Source organism: Lysinibacillus contaminans (assembly GCF_001278945.1).
GTDB classification, from domain to species: Bacteria; Bacillota; Bacilli; order Bacillales_A; family Planococcaceae; genus Lysinibacillus; species Lysinibacillus contaminans.
Genome location: NZ_LGRV01000003.1, coordinates 542,842 through 560,306, shown reverse-complemented (window position 1 = coordinate 560,306; position 17,465 = coordinate 542,842). Strand labels below are relative to the sequence as shown.

General features: G+C 38.2%; 15 protein-coding genes. 2 read left to right on the top strand and 13 right to left on the bottom strand.

The annotated features are described in order from the left end of the window. Positions 1-403 precede the first annotated feature (403 nt). The 13 genes from mtaB to AEA09_RS04970 all read right to left on the bottom strand — a co-directional run bounded on the left by mtaB (position 404) and on the right by AEA09_RS04970 (position 14,749). Entirely contained in the window at positions 404-1,744 is a 1,341-nt protein-coding gene (gene mtaB / locus AEA09_RS05025) for a tRNA (N(6)-L-threonylcarbamoyladenosine(37)-C(2))-methylthiotransferase MtaB (protein ID WP_053582795.1), read from the bottom strand. A gap of 15 nt (positions 1,745-1,759) precedes the next feature. Beyond that, a complete protein-coding gene (locus tag AEA09_RS05020) occupies positions 1,760-2,497 on the bottom strand; it encodes a 16S rRNA (uracil(1498)-N(3))-methyltransferase (RefSeq protein ID WP_053582794.1) in 738 nt (245 codons plus the stop codon). A gap of 80 nt (positions 2,498-2,577) precedes the next feature. Then, entirely contained in the window at positions 2,578-3,519 is a 942-nt protein-coding gene (gene prmA / locus AEA09_RS05015; RefSeq protein WP_053582793.1) for a 50S ribosomal protein L11 methyltransferase, read from the bottom strand. Positions 3,520-3,540: 21 nt separating this feature from the next. Further along, positions 3,541-4,662, bottom strand: coding sequence for a molecular chaperone DnaJ (gene dnaJ, locus AEA09_RS05010; RefSeq protein ID WP_053582792.1), 1,122 nt, complete (start codon positions 4,660-4,662; stop codon positions 3,541-3,543). 135 nt (positions 4,663-4,797) lie between these two features. Beyond that, on the bottom strand, positions 4,798-6,639 hold the full coding sequence (gene dnaK, locus AEA09_RS05005) for a molecular chaperone DnaK (RefSeq protein WP_053582791.1): 1,842 nt from the start codon (positions 6,637-6,639) through the stop codon (positions 4,798-4,800). A 70-nt stretch (positions 6,640-6,709) separates the two neighbouring features. Continuing rightward, positions 6,710-7,279, bottom strand: coding sequence for a nucleotide exchange factor GrpE (gene grpE / locus AEA09_RS05000; RefSeq protein ID WP_053582790.1), 570 nt, complete (start codon positions 7,277-7,279; stop codon positions 6,710-6,712). A 20-nt stretch (positions 7,280-7,299) separates the two neighbouring features. Next, the gene (gene hrcA, locus AEA09_RS04995; protein WP_053582789.1) at positions 7,300-8,331 is read right to left on the bottom strand and encodes a heat-inducible transcriptional repressor HrcA; all 1,032 of its coding nucleotides are present in this window, start codon (positions 8,329-8,331) and stop codon (positions 7,300-7,302) included. Between the two features lie 89 nt (positions 8,332-8,420). After that, complete coding sequence (gene hemW / locus AEA09_RS04990) at positions 8,421-9,566, bottom strand: radical SAM family heme chaperone HemW (RefSeq protein ID WP_053582788.1); 1,146 nt, start codon at positions 9,564-9,566, stop codon at positions 8,421-8,423. Between the two features lie 465 nt (positions 9,567-10,031). Continuing rightward, the gene (locus AEA09_RS04985) at positions 10,032-10,898 is read right to left on the bottom strand and encodes a DUF4179 domain-containing protein (RefSeq protein ID WP_156312055.1); all 867 of its coding nucleotides are present in this window, start codon (positions 10,896-10,898) and stop codon (positions 10,032-10,034) included. A gap of 566 nt (positions 10,899-11,464) precedes the next feature. Next, on the bottom strand, positions 11,465-12,001 hold the full coding sequence (locus AEA09_RS04980; protein ID WP_053582786.1) for a GNAT family N-acetyltransferase: 537 nt from the start codon (positions 11,999-12,001) through the stop codon (positions 11,465-11,467). A 49-nt stretch (positions 12,002-12,050) separates the two neighbouring features. Next, positions 12,051-13,784, bottom strand: a complete 1,734-nt coding sequence (locus tag AEA09_RS04975; RefSeq protein WP_053582785.1) for an ABC transporter ATP-binding protein — start codon at positions 13,782-13,784, stop codon at positions 12,051-12,053. A gap of 411 nt (positions 13,785-14,195) precedes the next feature. Beyond that, positions 14,196-14,345: a hypothetical protein gene (locus AEA09_RS19820; RefSeq protein WP_156312053.1), complete on the bottom strand. Its 150-nt coding sequence runs from the start codon at positions 14,343-14,345 to the stop codon at positions 14,196-14,198. A gap of 128 nt (positions 14,346-14,473) precedes the next feature. Then, a complete protein-coding gene (locus AEA09_RS04970) occupies positions 14,474-14,749 on the bottom strand; it encodes a winged helix-turn-helix transcriptional regulator (protein ID WP_053584614.1) in 276 nt (91 codons plus the stop codon). 420 nt (positions 14,750-15,169) lie between these two features. On the opposite strand from AEA09_RS04970, the gene AEA09_RS04965 reads away from it, so the two are divergent. Together AEA09_RS04965 and AEA09_RS04960 are read left to right on the top strand one after the other, a co-directional pair. Beyond that, positions 15,170-15,925: an SDR family NAD(P)-dependent oxidoreductase gene (locus AEA09_RS04965; RefSeq protein ID WP_053582784.1), complete on the top strand. Its 756-nt coding sequence runs from the start codon at positions 15,170-15,172 to the stop codon at positions 15,923-15,925. A gap of 93 nt (positions 15,926-16,018) precedes the next feature. Next, a complete protein-coding gene (locus AEA09_RS04960; protein ID WP_053582783.1) occupies positions 16,019-17,284 on the top strand; it encodes an MFS transporter in 1,266 nt (421 codons plus the stop codon). Positions 17,285-17,465 lie beyond the last annotated feature (181 nt).

Sequence of the window (17,465 nt, the reverse complement as noted above, 5' to 3'; positions counted from 1 at the left end):
ATGTTCTCCCTCTACAAAACATCGGAGGATACGAAGGTCGCCATCATACATAAAACCCGTAAACACTTCTAATTCTTCACTTGAGCCATTGTATACCTCGTCATAGGATGACTTAATTGTACTTTTAAATCTCACGTAAAGATAATTCAAAGTCTAATAAAGTCATACGTAGCAAGACACGATTTTTTTCAAATGTAAAAGACTGAATACGATTCGGATCAAAATTACGAAACTTTTTTAGAAGTCCCTACAACACCATCTGGAATAGCGACTTCTACAAATGTTATATTGTGATTTTTCTTCTGCTGTAAATTTAGCCATAAAAAAACACCCCAATTGATTAGATTGTGTGTCTAATAATTGGGGTGCTGTTCATACTTAGCTTGCTGATTTTTAATTTAATCTATTCTGCAACAACTGTGTCTAACACGCGCACAAATTGGCCTTGTGAAAGCGGATAGCCGGCTTTTGTGATTTTCACTTTGACAAGTTGTCCAATTAAGCTTTCTGGCCCTTCAAAGGCAACTTTTAAATAGTTATCAGTATAACCTGTTAATAAGCCTGCTCCTTCACTGCCTTCATGCACAAATTCTTCTGGAATCACTTCTAATACTTCATCTTCAAAACGAGAGGCATACTCTTTTGCTAATTGATCGTTTAATGCGATTAAACGGTGCACGCGCTCGTTTTTGATGTCCTCGTCGATTTGGTCGTCCATACGTGCAGCTGGTGTACCTGTACGTGGTGAGAACGGGAAGACGTGTAATTCAGAAAACTTATGGTCACGAATGAAATTATACGTTTCCATAAATTCTTCTTCTGTTTCACCTGGGAAACCAACAATAACATCAGAAGTAACTGCTAGATTCGGTAATGCTTCATGTAGTTTCGTTAAACGTTCTCCGAAAAATTCCATTGTGTATTTACGGCGCATACGTTTTAGTACTGTGTCCGAACCTGATTGAATTGGAATGTGTAAATGGTTGACCACTATATTTGATTCACGTAGCACATCAATTACTTCATCCGTTAATTGACTTGCTTCGATTGAAGAAATACGAAGACGTTTTAAGCCAGTTACTTGCGCCTCTAAGTCTCGTAACAGCTGGGCTAAATTATAATCTTTTAAATCTTGACCATAGCCACCTGTGTGAATACCAGTCAAGACAATTTCAAGATAACCCGCTTCTACTAGTTGCTGTGCTTGGTGAATAACTTCTTTTGGATCACGTGAACGCATTAAACCACGTGCCCAAGGAATAATACAAAACGTGCAAAAGTTATTACAACCTTCTTGAATTTTTAGTGATGCACGTGTACGGTCTGTAAACGCAGGTACGTCTAACTCCTCATACACACGGTTTTTCATAATATTACGTACTGCGTTAATTGGCTGACGCTCGTTACGGTATTGCTCGATATACCCAAGCATTTTCGTACGGTCTTGTGTCCCAACGACAATATCAACACCTGGAATCGCCATAATTTCACCTGGTGATGTTTGTGCATAACAACCTGTTACACAAATAACAGCATCAGGGTTTTGTCGAACCGCACGTCGAATTACTTGGCGAGATTTTTTATCGCCTGTATTTGTTACTGTACATGTATTAATAACATAAACGTCGGCTTGATGGTCAAACTCCATACGCTCATATCCTTCTTCTTTGAACAGTTGCCAAATTGCCTCTGTTTCGTAATGGTTTACCTTACAGCCAAGTGTATGAAAAGCCACTTTTGACAAGGTTAAACACCTCTTTCATTCAAATTCATATGATATTGCAGACAGTGCGTATAGTGGCGCTGTTTCTGCACGTAAAATTCTTGGTCCAAGTGACATCGTTTGCGCACCGGCTTGGATAAATGTATCCGCTTCCTTTCGCGAAATGCCTCCTTCTGGACCAAAGATAATTAGGACTGATTTCGATTTCTTATCATACACGTTTTTTAATTTCTCCGCAAACCTCGTGCGTTTTTCAGCCTTTGCATCTTCCTCATCTGCAATAAAAACAGCGTCATAATTCCCTAGTAACTGAACAAGTTGTTTAAAGCTAACAGGTTCATAGATTTCCGGAATATGCGTACGATGTGACTGCTCGGCAGCTTCTTTCGCTATTTTTTGTAGACGCTCCTGCTTTTTCGCACCTTTTTTAGCATCCCACTTCACAATCGAACGCTCTGCTTCAAAAGGTAGTAAAGCAAACATACCAAGCTCTGTCGCTTTTTGCGTAATCAGTTCCAACTTATCGCCCTTTGGTAAACCACACGCCACTGTCACGTTTACAGGTAATTCTGGTGATGGAATAGTGCGATCTGTCGCTTGCACCAGTACATCGTCTCCATCAAACGCCACAATTTCACAAATATGCGCTGTATTCTGGGCTACGACAACGACTTCTTCGCCTTCTTTCATACGCATGACACGCGCAATATGGCGGGCGTCCTCACCTGTAATACGTGCCTCCTCAATTGGAGTTTCAATGAAATAACGCTGCATTTTTAGTCTCTCCTCACATGAAGAAAACGCCAATCGTGAATAAGTCGAGACTCCTCACGATTTGGCGCTTCTAAGTCAACTTATTGTGGACGACGTGCAATAATCGCAACCCAATCTTCCATCATTAATACTTCCTCAATAACAAAGCCAGAATTTTCTAGAGCCACTTTCACATCATCACGTTTAGCGCCGATAATGCCTGAAGTGACATACAATCCACCAGGTTTAACAATTGAGAATGCATCGTCAGTGAAGGACATAATAATCTCTGCTAAAATGTTGGCCACAACTACATCTGCTGGTTCTTTTACAGTATCTAATAAGTTACCATGGAATACTGAAACCGTATCAGATACTTTGTTTAGCTCGACGTTTTCTTTTGCAGAACGTACAGCAACCTCATCTAAATCAAGGGCGTGCACGCTTTTAGCCCCAAGCATCGCCGCACCAATTGAAAGAACACCCGAACCTGTACCGATATCAACGACAGTATCTCCTGGTTTCACAACTTTTTCAAGTCCTTGTAAGCACATAACTGTCGTTGGATGCGTACCAGTACCAAAAGCCATACCAGGATCTAATTCGATGATTAATTCATCTGTAGAAACCGGTGTGTATTCTTCCCAAGTAGGTACGATTGTGAAACGTTCAGAAATTTTTACAGGGTGATAATATTGCTTCCACGCTGTCGCCCAATCTTCCTCGTTTACTTCAATGATCGATACAACATTATCTCCGATATCGATGTTGTAGTTAGTCAAATTGGTAATAGCTGCTTTAATTTCTTCCACTGTTTCATTTAAAAAGCTAGACTCTGATAAGTAACCTTTCACAATAACGCCTGATTTTGGGAAATCATCTTCATTTAGCGCATAAATTTCGCCAAACTGATCTTCACGTGGCTTTGCATATTCAGCTGAATCTTCAATTACGACACCACTTGCACCTGCTTCATGCAAAATATTCGAAATTGCTTCAACCGCTTCATTTTTCGTATGAATGGATAATTCTGACCACTTCACGTAAATATTCAGCTCCTCTAACTATTCACCTTGGAATTTTTTCTTAATTTTATCGAACAGTGAGCTTCCTTGTTCTTCAGGAATATCTCCACTAATTTCGGCAAATTCACGTAGTATTTGTCTTTGTTTTTCTGTTAATTTTTCTGGTGTCATGACTCTAACTGTCACGTATTGGTTACCCATACCGTAGCCATGTACATTTTTCACACCTTTGTCTTTTAGACGGAATTGCGCACCTGATTGTGTGCCGGCCGGAATACGTAATTTAACTTTCCCGTGAACAGTTGGCACTTCTATTTCATCCCCTAGAGCTGCTTGTGGGAATGTTAACTTTAATTCGTAGTAAATATCGTCGCCATCACGTTCAAATTCATTATGTCCTTGAACGCGGAACATAATGTATAAGTCCCCTGCCGGGCCACCATTAATGCCTGGTTCACCTTGACCAGATACACGGATTTGTTGACCATCATCTACACCGGCTGGAATCGATACTTTGATTTTTTTACGTTTTTGTACTTTTCCTTCACCGCGACAAGTCGAACATTTACTTTTAATGATTTTACCCGTTCCATGACATGTCGAACATGTACGACGATTCATCATACGACCAAATGGTGTATCCACCGCTTGGTTCACTTGACCAGCCCCGCTACATGTCGAACATGTTTCTGCCTTTGTACCAGGACTTGCACCTGAACCGTGACACGTATCACATGTTTCATCTTTTGGAATTTCGATTTCTGTTTCTTTCCCAAAAATCGCTTCCTCAAATTTAATGTTCATGCGATATTGTAAATCGTCACCTTTACGTGGTGCATTTGGATCTTGACGACGGCCACCACCGCCAAAGAATGAACTGAAAATATCCTCGAAGCCGCCAAAGCCGCCGCCATTGAAGCCACCGCCGCCAAAGCCCGCAGTCGGATCTTCATGGCCAAATTGGTCATAGCGTGCTTTCTTTTGGTCGTCACTTAATGTTTCATACGCTTCAGCGATTTCTTTGAACTTTTCATCTGCCCCTGGATCTTTGTTGATATCAGGATGATATTGTTTTGATAATTTACGGTATGCTTTTTTTATCTCATCTTTCGAAGCTGATTTCGTTAAACCAAGCACCTCGTAATAATCACGTTTCTCCATGCTCCACACTCCGCTCTTTTTGCATAAAATCTATTGTAACATGCAGTCAAAAAAACTGCCTTATTTTTTTGATAATGGTAAAGAGAAAAGCCAAAGCCGCGTACGGTCTTTGGCTTTCTCTTAAAACGAGTTCACTTATTTGTCGTCTTTAACTTCTTCAAAGTCAGCATCTACGATACCATCGTCTTGTTTGCCTGCGCCAGCATCTGGGCCTGCTTCGCCACCTTGAGCCGCCTGAGCAGCTGCTGCAGCTTGTTCGTACACTTTCATAACTAGAGGTTGTAGAACACCTTCTAATTTTTCTTTAGCTGATTTGATACCTTCGATTTCACCAGCTTCAAGAGCCGTTTTCAATTCGTCACGTGCATCTTCAACTGATTTTTTCTCGTCTTCAGTAATTTGCTCACCAAGGTCAGTGATTGTTTTATCCACTTGGAATACTAATTGGTCTGCTTCGTTACGAAGTTCAACTTCTTCTTTACGTTTAGCATCTGCTTCTGCGTTTGCTTCAGCATCTTTTACCATACGTTCGATTTCTTCTTCAGTTAAACCTGAATCAGATTGAATTACGATAGTTTGCTCTTTTTGTGTACCAAGGTCTTTTGCTTTAACAGATACGATACCGTTTTTATCGATGTCGAAAGTAACTTCGATTTGTGGAACACCACGTGGTGCCGCAGGGATATCTGCTAATTGGAAGCGACCTAACGTTTTGTTGTCCGCTGCCATTGGGCGTTCACCTTGTAATACGTGAATGTCTACAGCTGGTTGGTTGTCAGCAGCAGTTGAGAACACTTGTGATTTAGAAGTTGGAATTGTTGTGTTACGGTCGATTAATTTCGTGAACACGCCACCCATTGTTTCAATACCAAGTGAAAGTGGTGTTACGTCAAGAAGTACTACGTCTTTTACGTCACCAGTTAATACGCCACCCTGTACAGCAGCACCCATTGCTACAACTTCATCTGGGTTTACGCCGCGGTGAGGCTCTTTACCAGTTTCTTTACGTACAGCTTCTTGTACAGCAGGAATACGAGTTGAACCACCAACTAAGATTACTTGGTCTAGTTCTGAAGCAGAAAGACCTGCATCTTGTAATGCTTGACGTACTGGACCAACTGTACGGTTTACTAGGTCTAAAGTGATTTCATCAAATTTAGCACGAGTTAATGTTACTTCTAAGTGAAGTGGACCTTCAGCACCAGCAGTGATGAATGGTAATGAAATTTGAGTAGATGTTACACCTGATAAATCTTTTTTCGCTTTTTCAGCTGCATCTTTAAGGCGTTGCATTGCCATTTTGTCTTTAGAAAGGTCAATACCGTTATCTTTTTTGAACTCAGCTACAAGGTATGCGATTACAGCGTCATCGAAGTCATCTCCACCAAGTTTGTTGTCACCAGCAGTTGCTAGTACTTCGAATACACCATCACCTAGTTCAAGGATAGAAACGTCGAATGTACCACCACCAAGGTCAAATACTAATACTTTTTGGTCTTGGTCTTGTTTGTCTAAACCATAAGCAAGTGCAGCAGCTGTTGGTTCGTTGATAATACGTTCAACTTCAAGACCTGCGATTTTACCAGCATCTTTAGTAGCTTGACGTTGTGCATCACTGAAGTAAGCTGGTACTGTAATAACTGCTTTCGTTACTTTTTCACCTAGGTAATCTTCAGCGTAGCCTTTTAAGTATTGAAGGATCATTGCTGAAACTTCTTGAGGTGTATATTCGTTACCTTCTACAGTTACTTTTTCAGAAGTACCCATTTTAGATTTAATAGAGATAATAGTGTTTGGGTTTGTTACTGATTGACGTTTTGCCACTTCACCAACTTGGCGTTCACCATTTTTGAATGCCACTACAGATGGTGTTGTACGGTTACCTTCTGGATTTGGAATTACTTTTGGTTCGCCACCTTCAAGTACAGATACACAAGAGTTTGTTGTTCCTAAGTCAATGCCGATAATTTTGCTCATAGTAAAATTTCCTCCTAATATTCATATGCTTTAGTGTGCTACTGATTATATTGTTCAAATAGTGGATTGACTATTCGTTCACAGATACCATTGTAGGACGTAATACGCGGTCTTTTAAGATATAACCTTTTTGAAGTTCACGTAAGATAACGCCTGCTTCTTTTTCACTATCTTGTTCTTGCATTACAGCTTGGTGGAAGTTAGGATCAAATGCTTCCCCTTCTGCTTTAATAACTTGTAAGCCTTCTTTTTCTGTTGCTTCGACAAGTGAACGGTATACCATTTCGATTCCTTTCACAATTGAAGTAGCTTCTTCAGAAGTTGCTTCAACTTGCAAGGCGCGTTCAAAATTATCTAATACCGGCAATAAATCCGATAATAATTTTTGGGCACGATATTTTTCAGCAGCTTCGCGGTCAAGTTGACTACGACGACGCATATTATCAAAGTCAGCACGTAGGCGAAGGTGACGGTTTTCCTCGTCTTCTAGCTTCGCTTGTAGTTCAGCAATTCTCGCTTCATACTGTTCTTCGATAGTTAGCTCTACTTGCTCTTCTACAGCTGTTTCTTCAGTTGTTTTTTCGTTTTCAGCTTGTACATCTTCTTGCACAAGGTCCTTTTTTTCAGTTGTTTCAGTCACGTTTAAGTCCTCCTCATTAATCAATCACTACGATTCGTCCTTGTAAGAGCATTTGATAAATCCATGCGCATTACATCTAGTAAAGCAACTACACGTTTATAATCCATACGTGTAGGACCAATAATAGCAATGGCCCCCTGCTGATCTTCACCAATTGAATAAGTGGTCGTAATGACACTACAGTTTTCCATTTCCATCTGTTGATTTTCCGAGCCAATACGAATATGAATACCCGATTCTTTCGGATGGAATAGCGACTGCACTTGGCTCGTCGTTTCCATTAAGTCCAGTAACATACGGACTTTATTTAAATCATGGAATTCCGGTTGGTTGAACATATTCGTTTTGCCACCGTAAAAAATTTTACTTTCTGGATTATGCATCGTTGCAGCAACAAGTGAGTGGATAAAGTCATCCGCTGACCGTACATGTTGCTGTAAGACAGCTAACACTTCTGCTTCCAGCTTTACATGGATTTCTTCTAATGAAATACCGATTAATCGTTCATTTAGAACGTTAACCATCTTTTCAATATCAGAAGCTGTAAAACCTGCTGGCAAGTTAAACATACGATTTTCAACATGGCCATTATTCGTCACGATAATTGCAACTGCTGTGTCGTTAGAGAGTGGCACAATCGAAAATCGTTTCACACGATGTCTTTGTACATCGGGTCCAAGGAGAATCGATGTATAAGATGTCAGTTCTGATAATATATTGGCTGACTTTCGTATTACCTGTTCTACTTCTACTATACGATTATTAAAAATCGACTGGATTTGTTGAATATCCTGTGGATTAATGGACTGAGGATTCAACAAATGATCAACATAAAATCTATACCCCTTGTCCGAAGGCACTCGTCCAGAGGAAGTATGTGTCTTTTCTAAAAAGCCTAGTTCCTCTAAATCCGCCATTTCGTTTCGAATAGTGGCTGGACTATATGTGATCTCTTTTTTCTTTGAGATTTGGCGAGAACCTACCGGCTGTGCAGACTTTATGAAATCATCTACGATTACTTGCAAAATCTGTAATTGCCGATTTGTTAGCATGATTTTCACCTCTGTTAGCACTCAACTAAGAAGAGTGCTAATACTATTAATAAGTTATCAAATCCCTCATTTTATGTCAACGATATCGCTCAATCTTCTAATAAAAATTCTTGAAAAACTTCATTTCCAACAAAACGACCTTTTCGAGTGAGGCGAATTCCATTTTCATCATGTTCCAGCAAGCCCTCTGCGACAAGCTTTTCAATCACTTGCCCGTATCGTACATGCATAGACTCACCGAATTTTCCTTCATATAGTATGTGTGAAACGCCATCTGTTTTACGCAATCCTAAAAACATTTGTTCCTCACGTTTTTCAGCATCCGTTACTTCATGTTCATAAATTATTGGTAATTCACCAATCTCCAATGTATCCATATACTTTTTCAATGGTCCATGATTCGAATAACGTACACCATTTAGATACCCATGCGCTCCTGCGCCAAAACCAGCATACTCATCATTTTCCCAATAAATCTTATTATGAACCGAGGAGAAACCTTCATACGCGAAATTACTAATTTCGTATTGATGTAATCCGTGTGCCTCCATTTCTTGCATGAGCACATCATACATCTCTGCTTCTAAATCTTCGGTTGGCAATTTCAACTTACCTTTCGCGTGTTGGTTATAAAAAATCGTTTTTGGTTCCACAATAAGTGAATAGGCTGAGAAATGCGGCAGCTCTAATGCAAAGGCTTTTTCTAGAGAATCGCGCCACTGCTCCATCGACTGTCCTGGCAACCCATACATTAAATCGATGCTAATATTTCGGAAGCCCACTTTTTTCGCCAACGCAATCGTTTCGTATACATGCGCATTGCTATGTGTACGACCAATTTTTTTTAGCAAGTCTTGGTCAAATGACTGTACGCCCATGCTTAAGCGGTTTACACCTCCGTCAAACAGCGCACGCATTTTTGCCTCCGACAACTCATCCGGATTTGCCTCTGATGTAAATTCTGTTACACCATCCATCGGAATATACGTACGAATCAATGTAAGCAGCCTCGTTAATTGCTCGGGTGATAATGCAGTCGGTGTACCGCCACCAAGAAAAATTGTTTCAATCTGTGTAAAGCTTTCGGGATGCTTGTCTACAGTAAGCGCCATTTCCTTACCTAAAGCCTCTATATATTCATCCACAGGTTGATTTTTAAAATAGAATTTATTAAAATCGCAATAATTGCAAATTTGGTGACAAAAAGGAATATGAATGTAAATACCTCGCGCCATAACTATCCCTTCTTTCTAACTCTCTCATTTTTTCATTCCTTCATTATAAACAAACACTTACAAGAACGCTATGAATCCCCTTAGGCAATATGGTGATAATAAATAAAAAATCGATTTCCCATTGATCCGGAAATCGATTAAGTATCTATTAAAACAGGATATTATTCAAGAAACCGTAAGTGAGGGGACGAATCAAATCGTTTTCTTAAAGGATGATAATGTAGTGTGTTTTGTATAAGGATACGGTTTATATTTTACAAATGACGATTCCACCGTTATTGCTGTACCTCATATAAAGGATGATTTGACTTTCCCTTTTACAAAAGATAAAGGATGATTTGACTTTCCCTTTTACAAAAGATGTGGGCATACTCTTTCTTGGAAATTATTTATGTTTGTAATATTAGATTCTTAACGTTTTGTCTAGTCCAATATTCGTTTTCTTCTATTAATTTAATATCCATATCATTTTCCAATTTGAATAGACGGACCTAGAGCCTTATCATCCGTGGCAATAGGTATTAAATAATAAATATCATCAGTTAAATACAGTGCATCAAAACGATTTACTGAAATAGCATTCTTTTTATCATCCAACATAAAACCTGAGTCCCAACGCCAAGACTTCCCCGATGCAGATTCTATTTTAAAATCTACTGTTTCAGATGGACTTTTCGCTAGGTAATAATAAATCGTTGTGGAAATCGGTGTGGAGACCACTTTTGTAACTGTTACTTCATTGCCATTTGTTAGAGGGATTGTTTCATTTATAGAGAAGATCTTTTTATCTGTTAGTATTTGCTTTTGTGATGCTTCCACTTGAAAATCCCAAGGCTGATCAATCGATTTTTCCAAGGTCCACTTGTCATAACTTATATCAAGTATCAGTTTCTCATCTTGCGGAAGCTCACTAACCTGAATACTGCTGTATATCGTATACTTCGATTCATGTTGTTCAATGGTCTGCCCTCTATTTCTTACAGTAAAATCCTCCCCATTGACATGCACTTGCGGAAAAAAGAAAATTTGATAATCAAAATTTATGCTATCTTCTGGCTCGAAAGTTGCATTGAATAATAGCTGATTATCATCCACCATTACCTCATTTAATGTCAATTTCCCAAAACTGTTTTCAGTTGTTTTACCAATGACCGTTTTATAGTCATCAAAATTTTTAACTGTTTCTTCGCCGAAAAGACCTGCAACAAATGAGAGATTGGCAATAATCACACTACCAGCAGCAAGGACAAAAATAGCTACTATGAGCCATTTCTTCCGTGCTCGAATTCCTATTGGCTTATCTTCAATTTGACGCGTATCACCGTACATCATGTACACCTCTTTTTTTGATTAATACTGTCTGCAACATATTCTTATTTTTTATTGTAGTGACAAACTGCACATTATATAACCAATCGAGCATTTCTACATGACAATCAAGCAATTTCTACGCGGCTATCTTGCAATTCTACATGGCAATCAAGCACATTCTTCTTTCTATTAAGCATACCCCCTAGTAAAATTCAAATGCCCATCACTCTTTGAAAAATTACTCATCATTCTTTACTGACGGTTGATTGTGAATGTGTTTTCGAAAAATACTGTGGAGGAATCCAGCGTACGTCTGAATTACAAATCGAATACTTTTTCATGACGCTTTTGTATGTGCTACATAATATTTTCTTCCGTGATGACCAAAAACCACGTCCCCCCTTACTTGCTAAATTAGTACCTACATACTAATACGAATCCATCTCACTAATCCTGTCACACAAAAAATAGGGCTGCCTAAAAGTGGGTAAAATACTCACTTTTGGACAACCCTTTCTTACGTATTTTGAAAAGGAGGAATTGAGCTCGTTTTTAACGGGCGAATCGTTGAGCCTCCTTACTCCCTTTTATTCAAAAAACACACTTGGATATTCAACAACGCCAGAAACATTGTCAAGCGCATGCTCTTCCAACGGCAATGCCATGAATGCCTCATCTGGTACATCGAACGGTGGATTTATGTCCCACAATGAAGCTTTCTTGAAGCCAAACTTCGGATAATATTCCGGATGGCCCATGACAATGACAGATTTATAACCAAGTTCCTTTGCCTTATTTAACGCTTCGTGCATTAACCTTTTTCCTATGCCCTTTTTTTGATATTCAGGAAGCACTGAAACCGGCGCAAGTGCAAGGGATTCCACTGCATGTTCTTTATTGACAATTTTCATTTTTGACAATAAAATATGCCCGATAATTTCTTTCGTTTTATCATCGACAGCAACTAAAGATAATTCTGGGACGAATACTTCTGCCCCTCTAATTCTAGCAACTAATTCATGTTCTGTTTGGTCGCTCAATTCCATACCTTCAAAGGCAGTCTTTACAACTTTTTCTGTCGTTACGTAATCTTCAATTTGTTCTTGTCTAATAGTAATAGTCATGGTTGTCTCTCCTAAATTCTAATGTTATCAGAGATGCAGCAGCACCCATCTACGCCAATTGATGCTCGGCGAATTCACGATATAATGCATGTGACTTCGTTAATTCTTGGTGGGTTCCTGCACCCGTCACCTGTCCATTTTCAATAAAAATAATGTTATCTGCATCGACAATGGTTGATAAGCGATGCGCGATGACGAAAGTTGTGCGTCCTTCCATCAATCGTGATAATGCTTGCTGCACAACTCCCTCAGATTGGCTATCTAAGCTCGCCGTTGCTTCGTCCATCATTAGAATTTTGGGATCCCGTAAAAAAGCACGCGCAATAGCAATACGCTGTCTTTGTCCACCCGACAATTTGACACCACGCTCACCGACTTCTGTGTTTAATCCTTCTGGAAAATCTTTAATAAATTGATCGGCGTAGGCCATTTTTGCAACTTCCCATAGGCGCTCGTCTGATATTTGGTCGGAGGCACTTAACCCATAACATAGATTTTCACGAATAGTGCCAGCCATCATCGCACTCTCTTGTGAAACATAACCGATTTGACTACGCCAAGAGGAAAGTGATAGCTGATTGATGGGCGTATCACCAATATAGATAGCACCTGAAGTAGGCTCATAAAATCGTTCAAGTAGTCCAAACATCGTTGTTTTACCACTGCCACTTGGTCCAGCGAATGCAATCATCTGCCCTGGCAATGCCTCAAAGGAAACATTCTTAAGTACTGCATGTTCATCATCATAACCAAATGATACAGCCTGTGCATGAATTGGTTTATTAGAAATATCCATTTCTACCCCTTCTTGCCCCTCTTCTACTGGTAAATCTAATATCTCAATAATTCGCTCTGTTGCCCCTTTGGCTTTTTGAAGCTGAGTGAAAAACATGGCAAAGGACGTAATCGGGAAAATAATTTGGAAAAGGTATAATAAGAAAGCAACAAGTGATCCAGTCGACATTGTTCCATTTGCAACACGCATGCCACCGTAACCAATAATGATCACTATGACGACCATGACCACTAAATACATCAGCGGTCCTATAAAAGCCGTAATCCGTGATTCCTTCAGTCCATATTGCAATAACTTCTGGATGCCATTTAATCCTTTTGCTTCCTCATTTTGTTCAGCTGTTGACGATTTCATTAGCCTAATTTCACTCAAGGTTTGTTGGATAGCCCCTGAAAAGTTTGCAGTTTCATCCTGCATACTCTTTGAGACTTTCACCATCTGTCTCCCTAAAGGGGTCATCACTGCTATTACAATCGGAACCGCTATTAACATCATGAGTGTCATTTTCCAATCCATAATGAGTAGAATCGTAACAGCCCCAATAATAGAGATTATGCCTCCAATGAAGCTTGGAAAATGATCTGAAATTAACTCTCTAACAATACTTGTATCGTTGACAATTCGACTGACAGTTTCACCACTAGTCCCTTTATCAAAATAACTAACGGGTAAACGCGTAATCTTTAACCACATACGATCACGTAACCTTGCCACTACTTTTTGACCAACCGAACTTAGCAAATACGTCCCTATGCCGCTAATAATCGCTTGCGCTATAAAAGCGACACCAATTCCAACGATAAGAGGAATACTTAATGAAGCGACTGAGAACCCATCTACTAATTCCTTCGTTAAAATCGGAACGACTAATCCAGCAAGCGTCGTAATAACACTCGCTACTAAACCCATAGTAAGCGCAACCTTCGGGATTTTCGTTGACACAATCAGTTTAAGAAATGGTTTTATACTATTTTGTTGTTTTTCCATAAACACATACTCCAATCTTAGCGATATATTAGCAATTATAAGTAGTTGAATGAAGAAATGCACGAAAGCGCCCCGACCTGCCAGAGGAAAGGACAATTTAGCATTACATAACTAAACCCACTTCGAATTTTGTAGAGCAATTATTTTTCAGTGGTCTATAAAGAGTTGATTATTTAAAATGCCCCTCCTACTTACCTGATAGAATATCCAACGGTTCACTATTCATAGCTATTGAATATAACCATACTTACCGCCTTCACCTTTATAAAAATATAAATACATAATAGCTTTTTCTAAAATAAAGTGAATGTATATATGAGAAATAATGTCACCTTTTTAATTTCGTTATGAAAAAACAACCTCTAAACTTTGCTCATTTTCAAAATTATCAAGTCTTGTTGAAACATATAGTCAAGTTTCTGTATGACCATCTATATCAGAAACTTCTTCAGCACCAAAAGCTCCCTCGAAAAACCCCACATAATACCAATCTTTATGCTCTTTTCTACATTTTTTTGTAATTTTAATCGCTTTAGGTGTCCCTCCAACAAAAATTTCCAAAAAAAAAGAGTTCTTCTTGTAAAATGTCAGTTGCGTTAAAACATTTTACAAGATGAAAAACCTCTTTTTGCTAAGCATTATTCGTTTTCAAAACTATCTATGTATAAAATTGCAGATAAATATACAACCTACAACCATTTTTCAGCCCAAGACTCCACTCTTTGAAGTGCAACTCCTAAATCATGTCCCTTCCTAGTTAATGAATACTCAGAACGTATGGGACGATCTGTAATGATGTTACGTAATATAATTCCAGAATCCTCAAGTTCTTTCATGCGTTCTGTTAACACACGTTTACTTAATTCCGGAATTAAAGAGCAGACTTCACCAAATCTCTTTGGTTCTTCCATTAAAGAATGGATAATCAAACACATCCACTTTTTCCCTATAATGTGATAGGCCATCTCAATTTTATTGCAAATCGCTTCTTCCTTATGCTTATCAAGCAAAACGAACGCCCCCTTTTAACATGACTACTTTTTATGGTAATTTTTTATAACAAAGTAATTATTTATTAAATCTTATCACAAAATTCTTTCTATTTAAAGTCACTAAAATAATTAAGTTCATATTATTGACACATTCTATTATTCGAGTTATAGTTGCACATAAGTAACTTGTGTACAAAAAGTTACTAAAGTTTTTCAATTTAGTAACTTCGAAATTGAAGTTACTATTTTATATGAAAAAATTCATATAAATCTAATTTGGGCTTTGGGAAATTTATTAGGTTCAATGAAATGATAAATTGATAGAAAGTCCAATAAAACTCAATATCGTTGTTGGGTACATATCAACTATGTTTTTAATAAGGAGAAATTGGTATGAAAAAACTTAATGGAAAAGTAGCGATTATTACAGGTGGCGCAGGCGGTATCGGTATGGGAATGGCAACTGCCTTTGTAAAAGAGGGAGCAACAGTTGTAATTGTGGACTTAAATGCAGAAGTAGGAAATGAAACTGTTAAAACATTACAAGAATATCAACCAGAATCTATGTTCATTCAAGCAAACCTTGCAGAGCACGATAAACTAGGAAACATTGTGACGCAAGTTGTTGAGAGATACGGCAAGCTAGATATTCTAGTAAACAATGCACATGCATCAAGAATGAACTCGATTGCTGATACAACTCAAGCAGATTTCGATTTATCATTTAACACTGGATTCTATCCAACATTCTACTTAATGCAAGCAGCACTACCATATTTAAAAGAAACAAAAGGGAATATCATCAACTTTGCGTCTGGAGCTGGCATTAACGGAGATGTTAACCAAGCCTCTTATGCAGTTGCAAAAGAAGCGATTCGTGGAATTACGCGTGTAGCTGCAAATGAATTCGGTCCATTTGGTATCAATGTAAACATTATTGCACCAATTGCTAAATCACCGGGTATGCTTCAATGGGCAGAAGAAAATCCAGAATATTACCAAGGTATGCTTTCTAAAATCCCTCTAAGAAGACTAGGTGAAATTGAAGACGATATCGGTCGCGTTGCAGTATTCTTAGCAAGCGAAGATTCTGCTTATATTACGGGTCAAACAATTATGGTAGATGGTGGATCAATTAAATTACGCTAATCAATATTATTTTTCCCTTTTTAATCACAGTAATAATTCTGTTTCGTGTGAACGGGACGGTAATTAAATAAATTATAGAATGAGGATTACATCATGAATCAACAAAAGAAAAAAATCCACTATGCTTGGTGGTTATTAATCGGTTTATCTATCATGGTAGGTGTAGGTAAAAACGGTATTTCTACTGCAGGTGGATTATTCTTAACACCAGTTACTCAAGACTTAGGCATTGGAATGGGTAGCTTAACATTATACTTTAGTATTGCCTCCATTGTCACAATGATTTTCTTACCTATTGCAGGTAAATTAATGGCTAAATATGATATTAAATTAATTTTAATAGTTGCGATTATATTAATGGCTGGTTCATTCGCAATGTTCGGATTAATGAGTTCAGTATGGGGCTGGTACTTATTCAGTATCCCAATGGCAATTGGTTCAGTTTTTATAACACAAATAGCAGGCCCTGTTTTAATCAATAACTGGTTTAAGAAACATAATGGTTTAGCAATCGGAATCATGGTTGCAATCGGTGGTGTATTGGGTGCAGTCATTCAACCAACAGTAGGTAATTTAATTGCTACCCAAGGCTGGAGATTTACGTATATCGCTTTAGGTATAGCTGTAGCGGCCATTATCATTCCAATCATATTATTAGTGATTCGAATGTCTCCTCAACAAAAAGGTTTACAACCATTAGGTATGGATGAAGTAGAAACAAATGAAGGTTCTTCTGCTCAACAAGTTACAGCAGTAGGTGTTACAGCTGCAGTAGCAAAAAAATCTAGCGCATTTTTTGCATTATTGGCGTTCTTCTTCATCATCACATCAATTGCTAGTTTTAGTCAACATATTGCCCCATTCGCAATGGGTATTGGCTATGACATCAAATTTGCTGGTAGTGTACTAGGTGCAATGCAAATTGGCGTATTAGTAGGTGCTTTATCTTTTGGTGTATTAAGCGATAAAATTGGTGCAAAAAGCACAGCGGTATTCGCTATGTTATTAGGATTAATTCCAGTTGGTATTTTACTAACGGTCCCTGAAAACCCAACACTATTTACTGTGGCTATCATTATTTTTGGTTTTGTTGTTTCATCTCTTGGAACATTAGGTCCACTTTTAACAACAGCGCTATTTGGTAGTAAAGATTACAGTCAAATCTATTCTACTGCTGCAATCGGTTTAGCAGTAGCTGGTATTGTTGCATTACCTGGATATGGCTTCGTTTACGAAATTACTGGTAGCTATACATTTGTTCTGTATGGTCTTGCTATTATGTTAGTTTTAAATGCACTATTAGTACTATTAGCATTTAAAGGGAAAAAGAAATTAGAAAAAGCAGGTTTATGGAAATAATCTCTCTATGAAATTATTTTAACATAACATAGATTGTTAGATTGAGTTCAACTGTGAAAATTAAATGACACTTTGTACTATAACAAGCTATGCTGTTATAAAACTGATGCCATCTCCTTTATTACTTGTATAAGTAGTGAAGGATAGATGGCTATTTTTTATTAATAATTCTCATAAAATT

What these genes read in the sequence shown, in the direction of transcription:
- hemW (WP_053582788.1), bottom strand. Translation starts at nt 9,566, where the DNA reads ATGGCGCGAGGTATTTACATTCATATTCCTTTTTGTCACCAAATTTGC.
- hrcA (WP_053582789.1), bottom strand. Translation starts at nt 8,331, where the DNA reads ATGCTAACAAATCGGCAATTACAGATTTTGCAAGTAATCGTAGATGAT.
- dnaJ (WP_053582792.1), bottom strand. Translation starts at nt 4,662, where the DNA reads ATGGAGAAACGTGATTATTACGAGGTGCTTGGTTTAACGAAATCAGCT.
- AEA09_RS05020 (WP_053582794.1), bottom strand. Translation starts at nt 2,497, where the DNA reads ATGCAGCGTTATTTCATTGAAACTCCAATTGAGGAGGCACGTATTACA.
- AEA09_RS04970 (WP_053584614.1), bottom strand. Translation starts at nt 14,749, where the DNA reads ATGGCCTATCACATTATAGGGAAAAAGTGGATGTGTTTGATTATCCAT.
- AEA09_RS04975 (WP_053582785.1), bottom strand. Translation starts at nt 13,784, where the DNA reads ATGGAAAAACAACAAAATAGTATAAAACCATTTCTTAAACTGATTGTG.
- dnaK (WP_053582791.1), bottom strand. Translation starts at nt 6,639, where the DNA reads ATGAGCAAAATTATCGGCATTGACTTAGGAACAACAAACTCTTGTGTA.
- AEA09_RS04985 (WP_156312055.1), bottom strand. Translation starts at nt 10,898, where the DNA reads ATGATGTACGGTGATACGCGTCAAATTGAAGATAAGCCAATAGGAATT.
- AEA09_RS04965 (WP_053582784.1), top strand. Translation starts at nt 15,170, where the DNA reads ATGAAAAAACTTAATGGAAAAGTAGCGATTATTACAGGTGGCGCAGGC.
- AEA09_RS04980 (WP_053582786.1), bottom strand. Translation starts at nt 12,001, where the DNA reads ATGACTATTACTATTAGACAAGAACAAATTGAAGATTACGTAACGACA.
- AEA09_RS04960 (WP_053582783.1), top strand. Translation starts at nt 16,019, where the DNA reads ATGAATCAACAAAAGAAAAAAATCCACTATGCTTGGTGGTTATTAATC.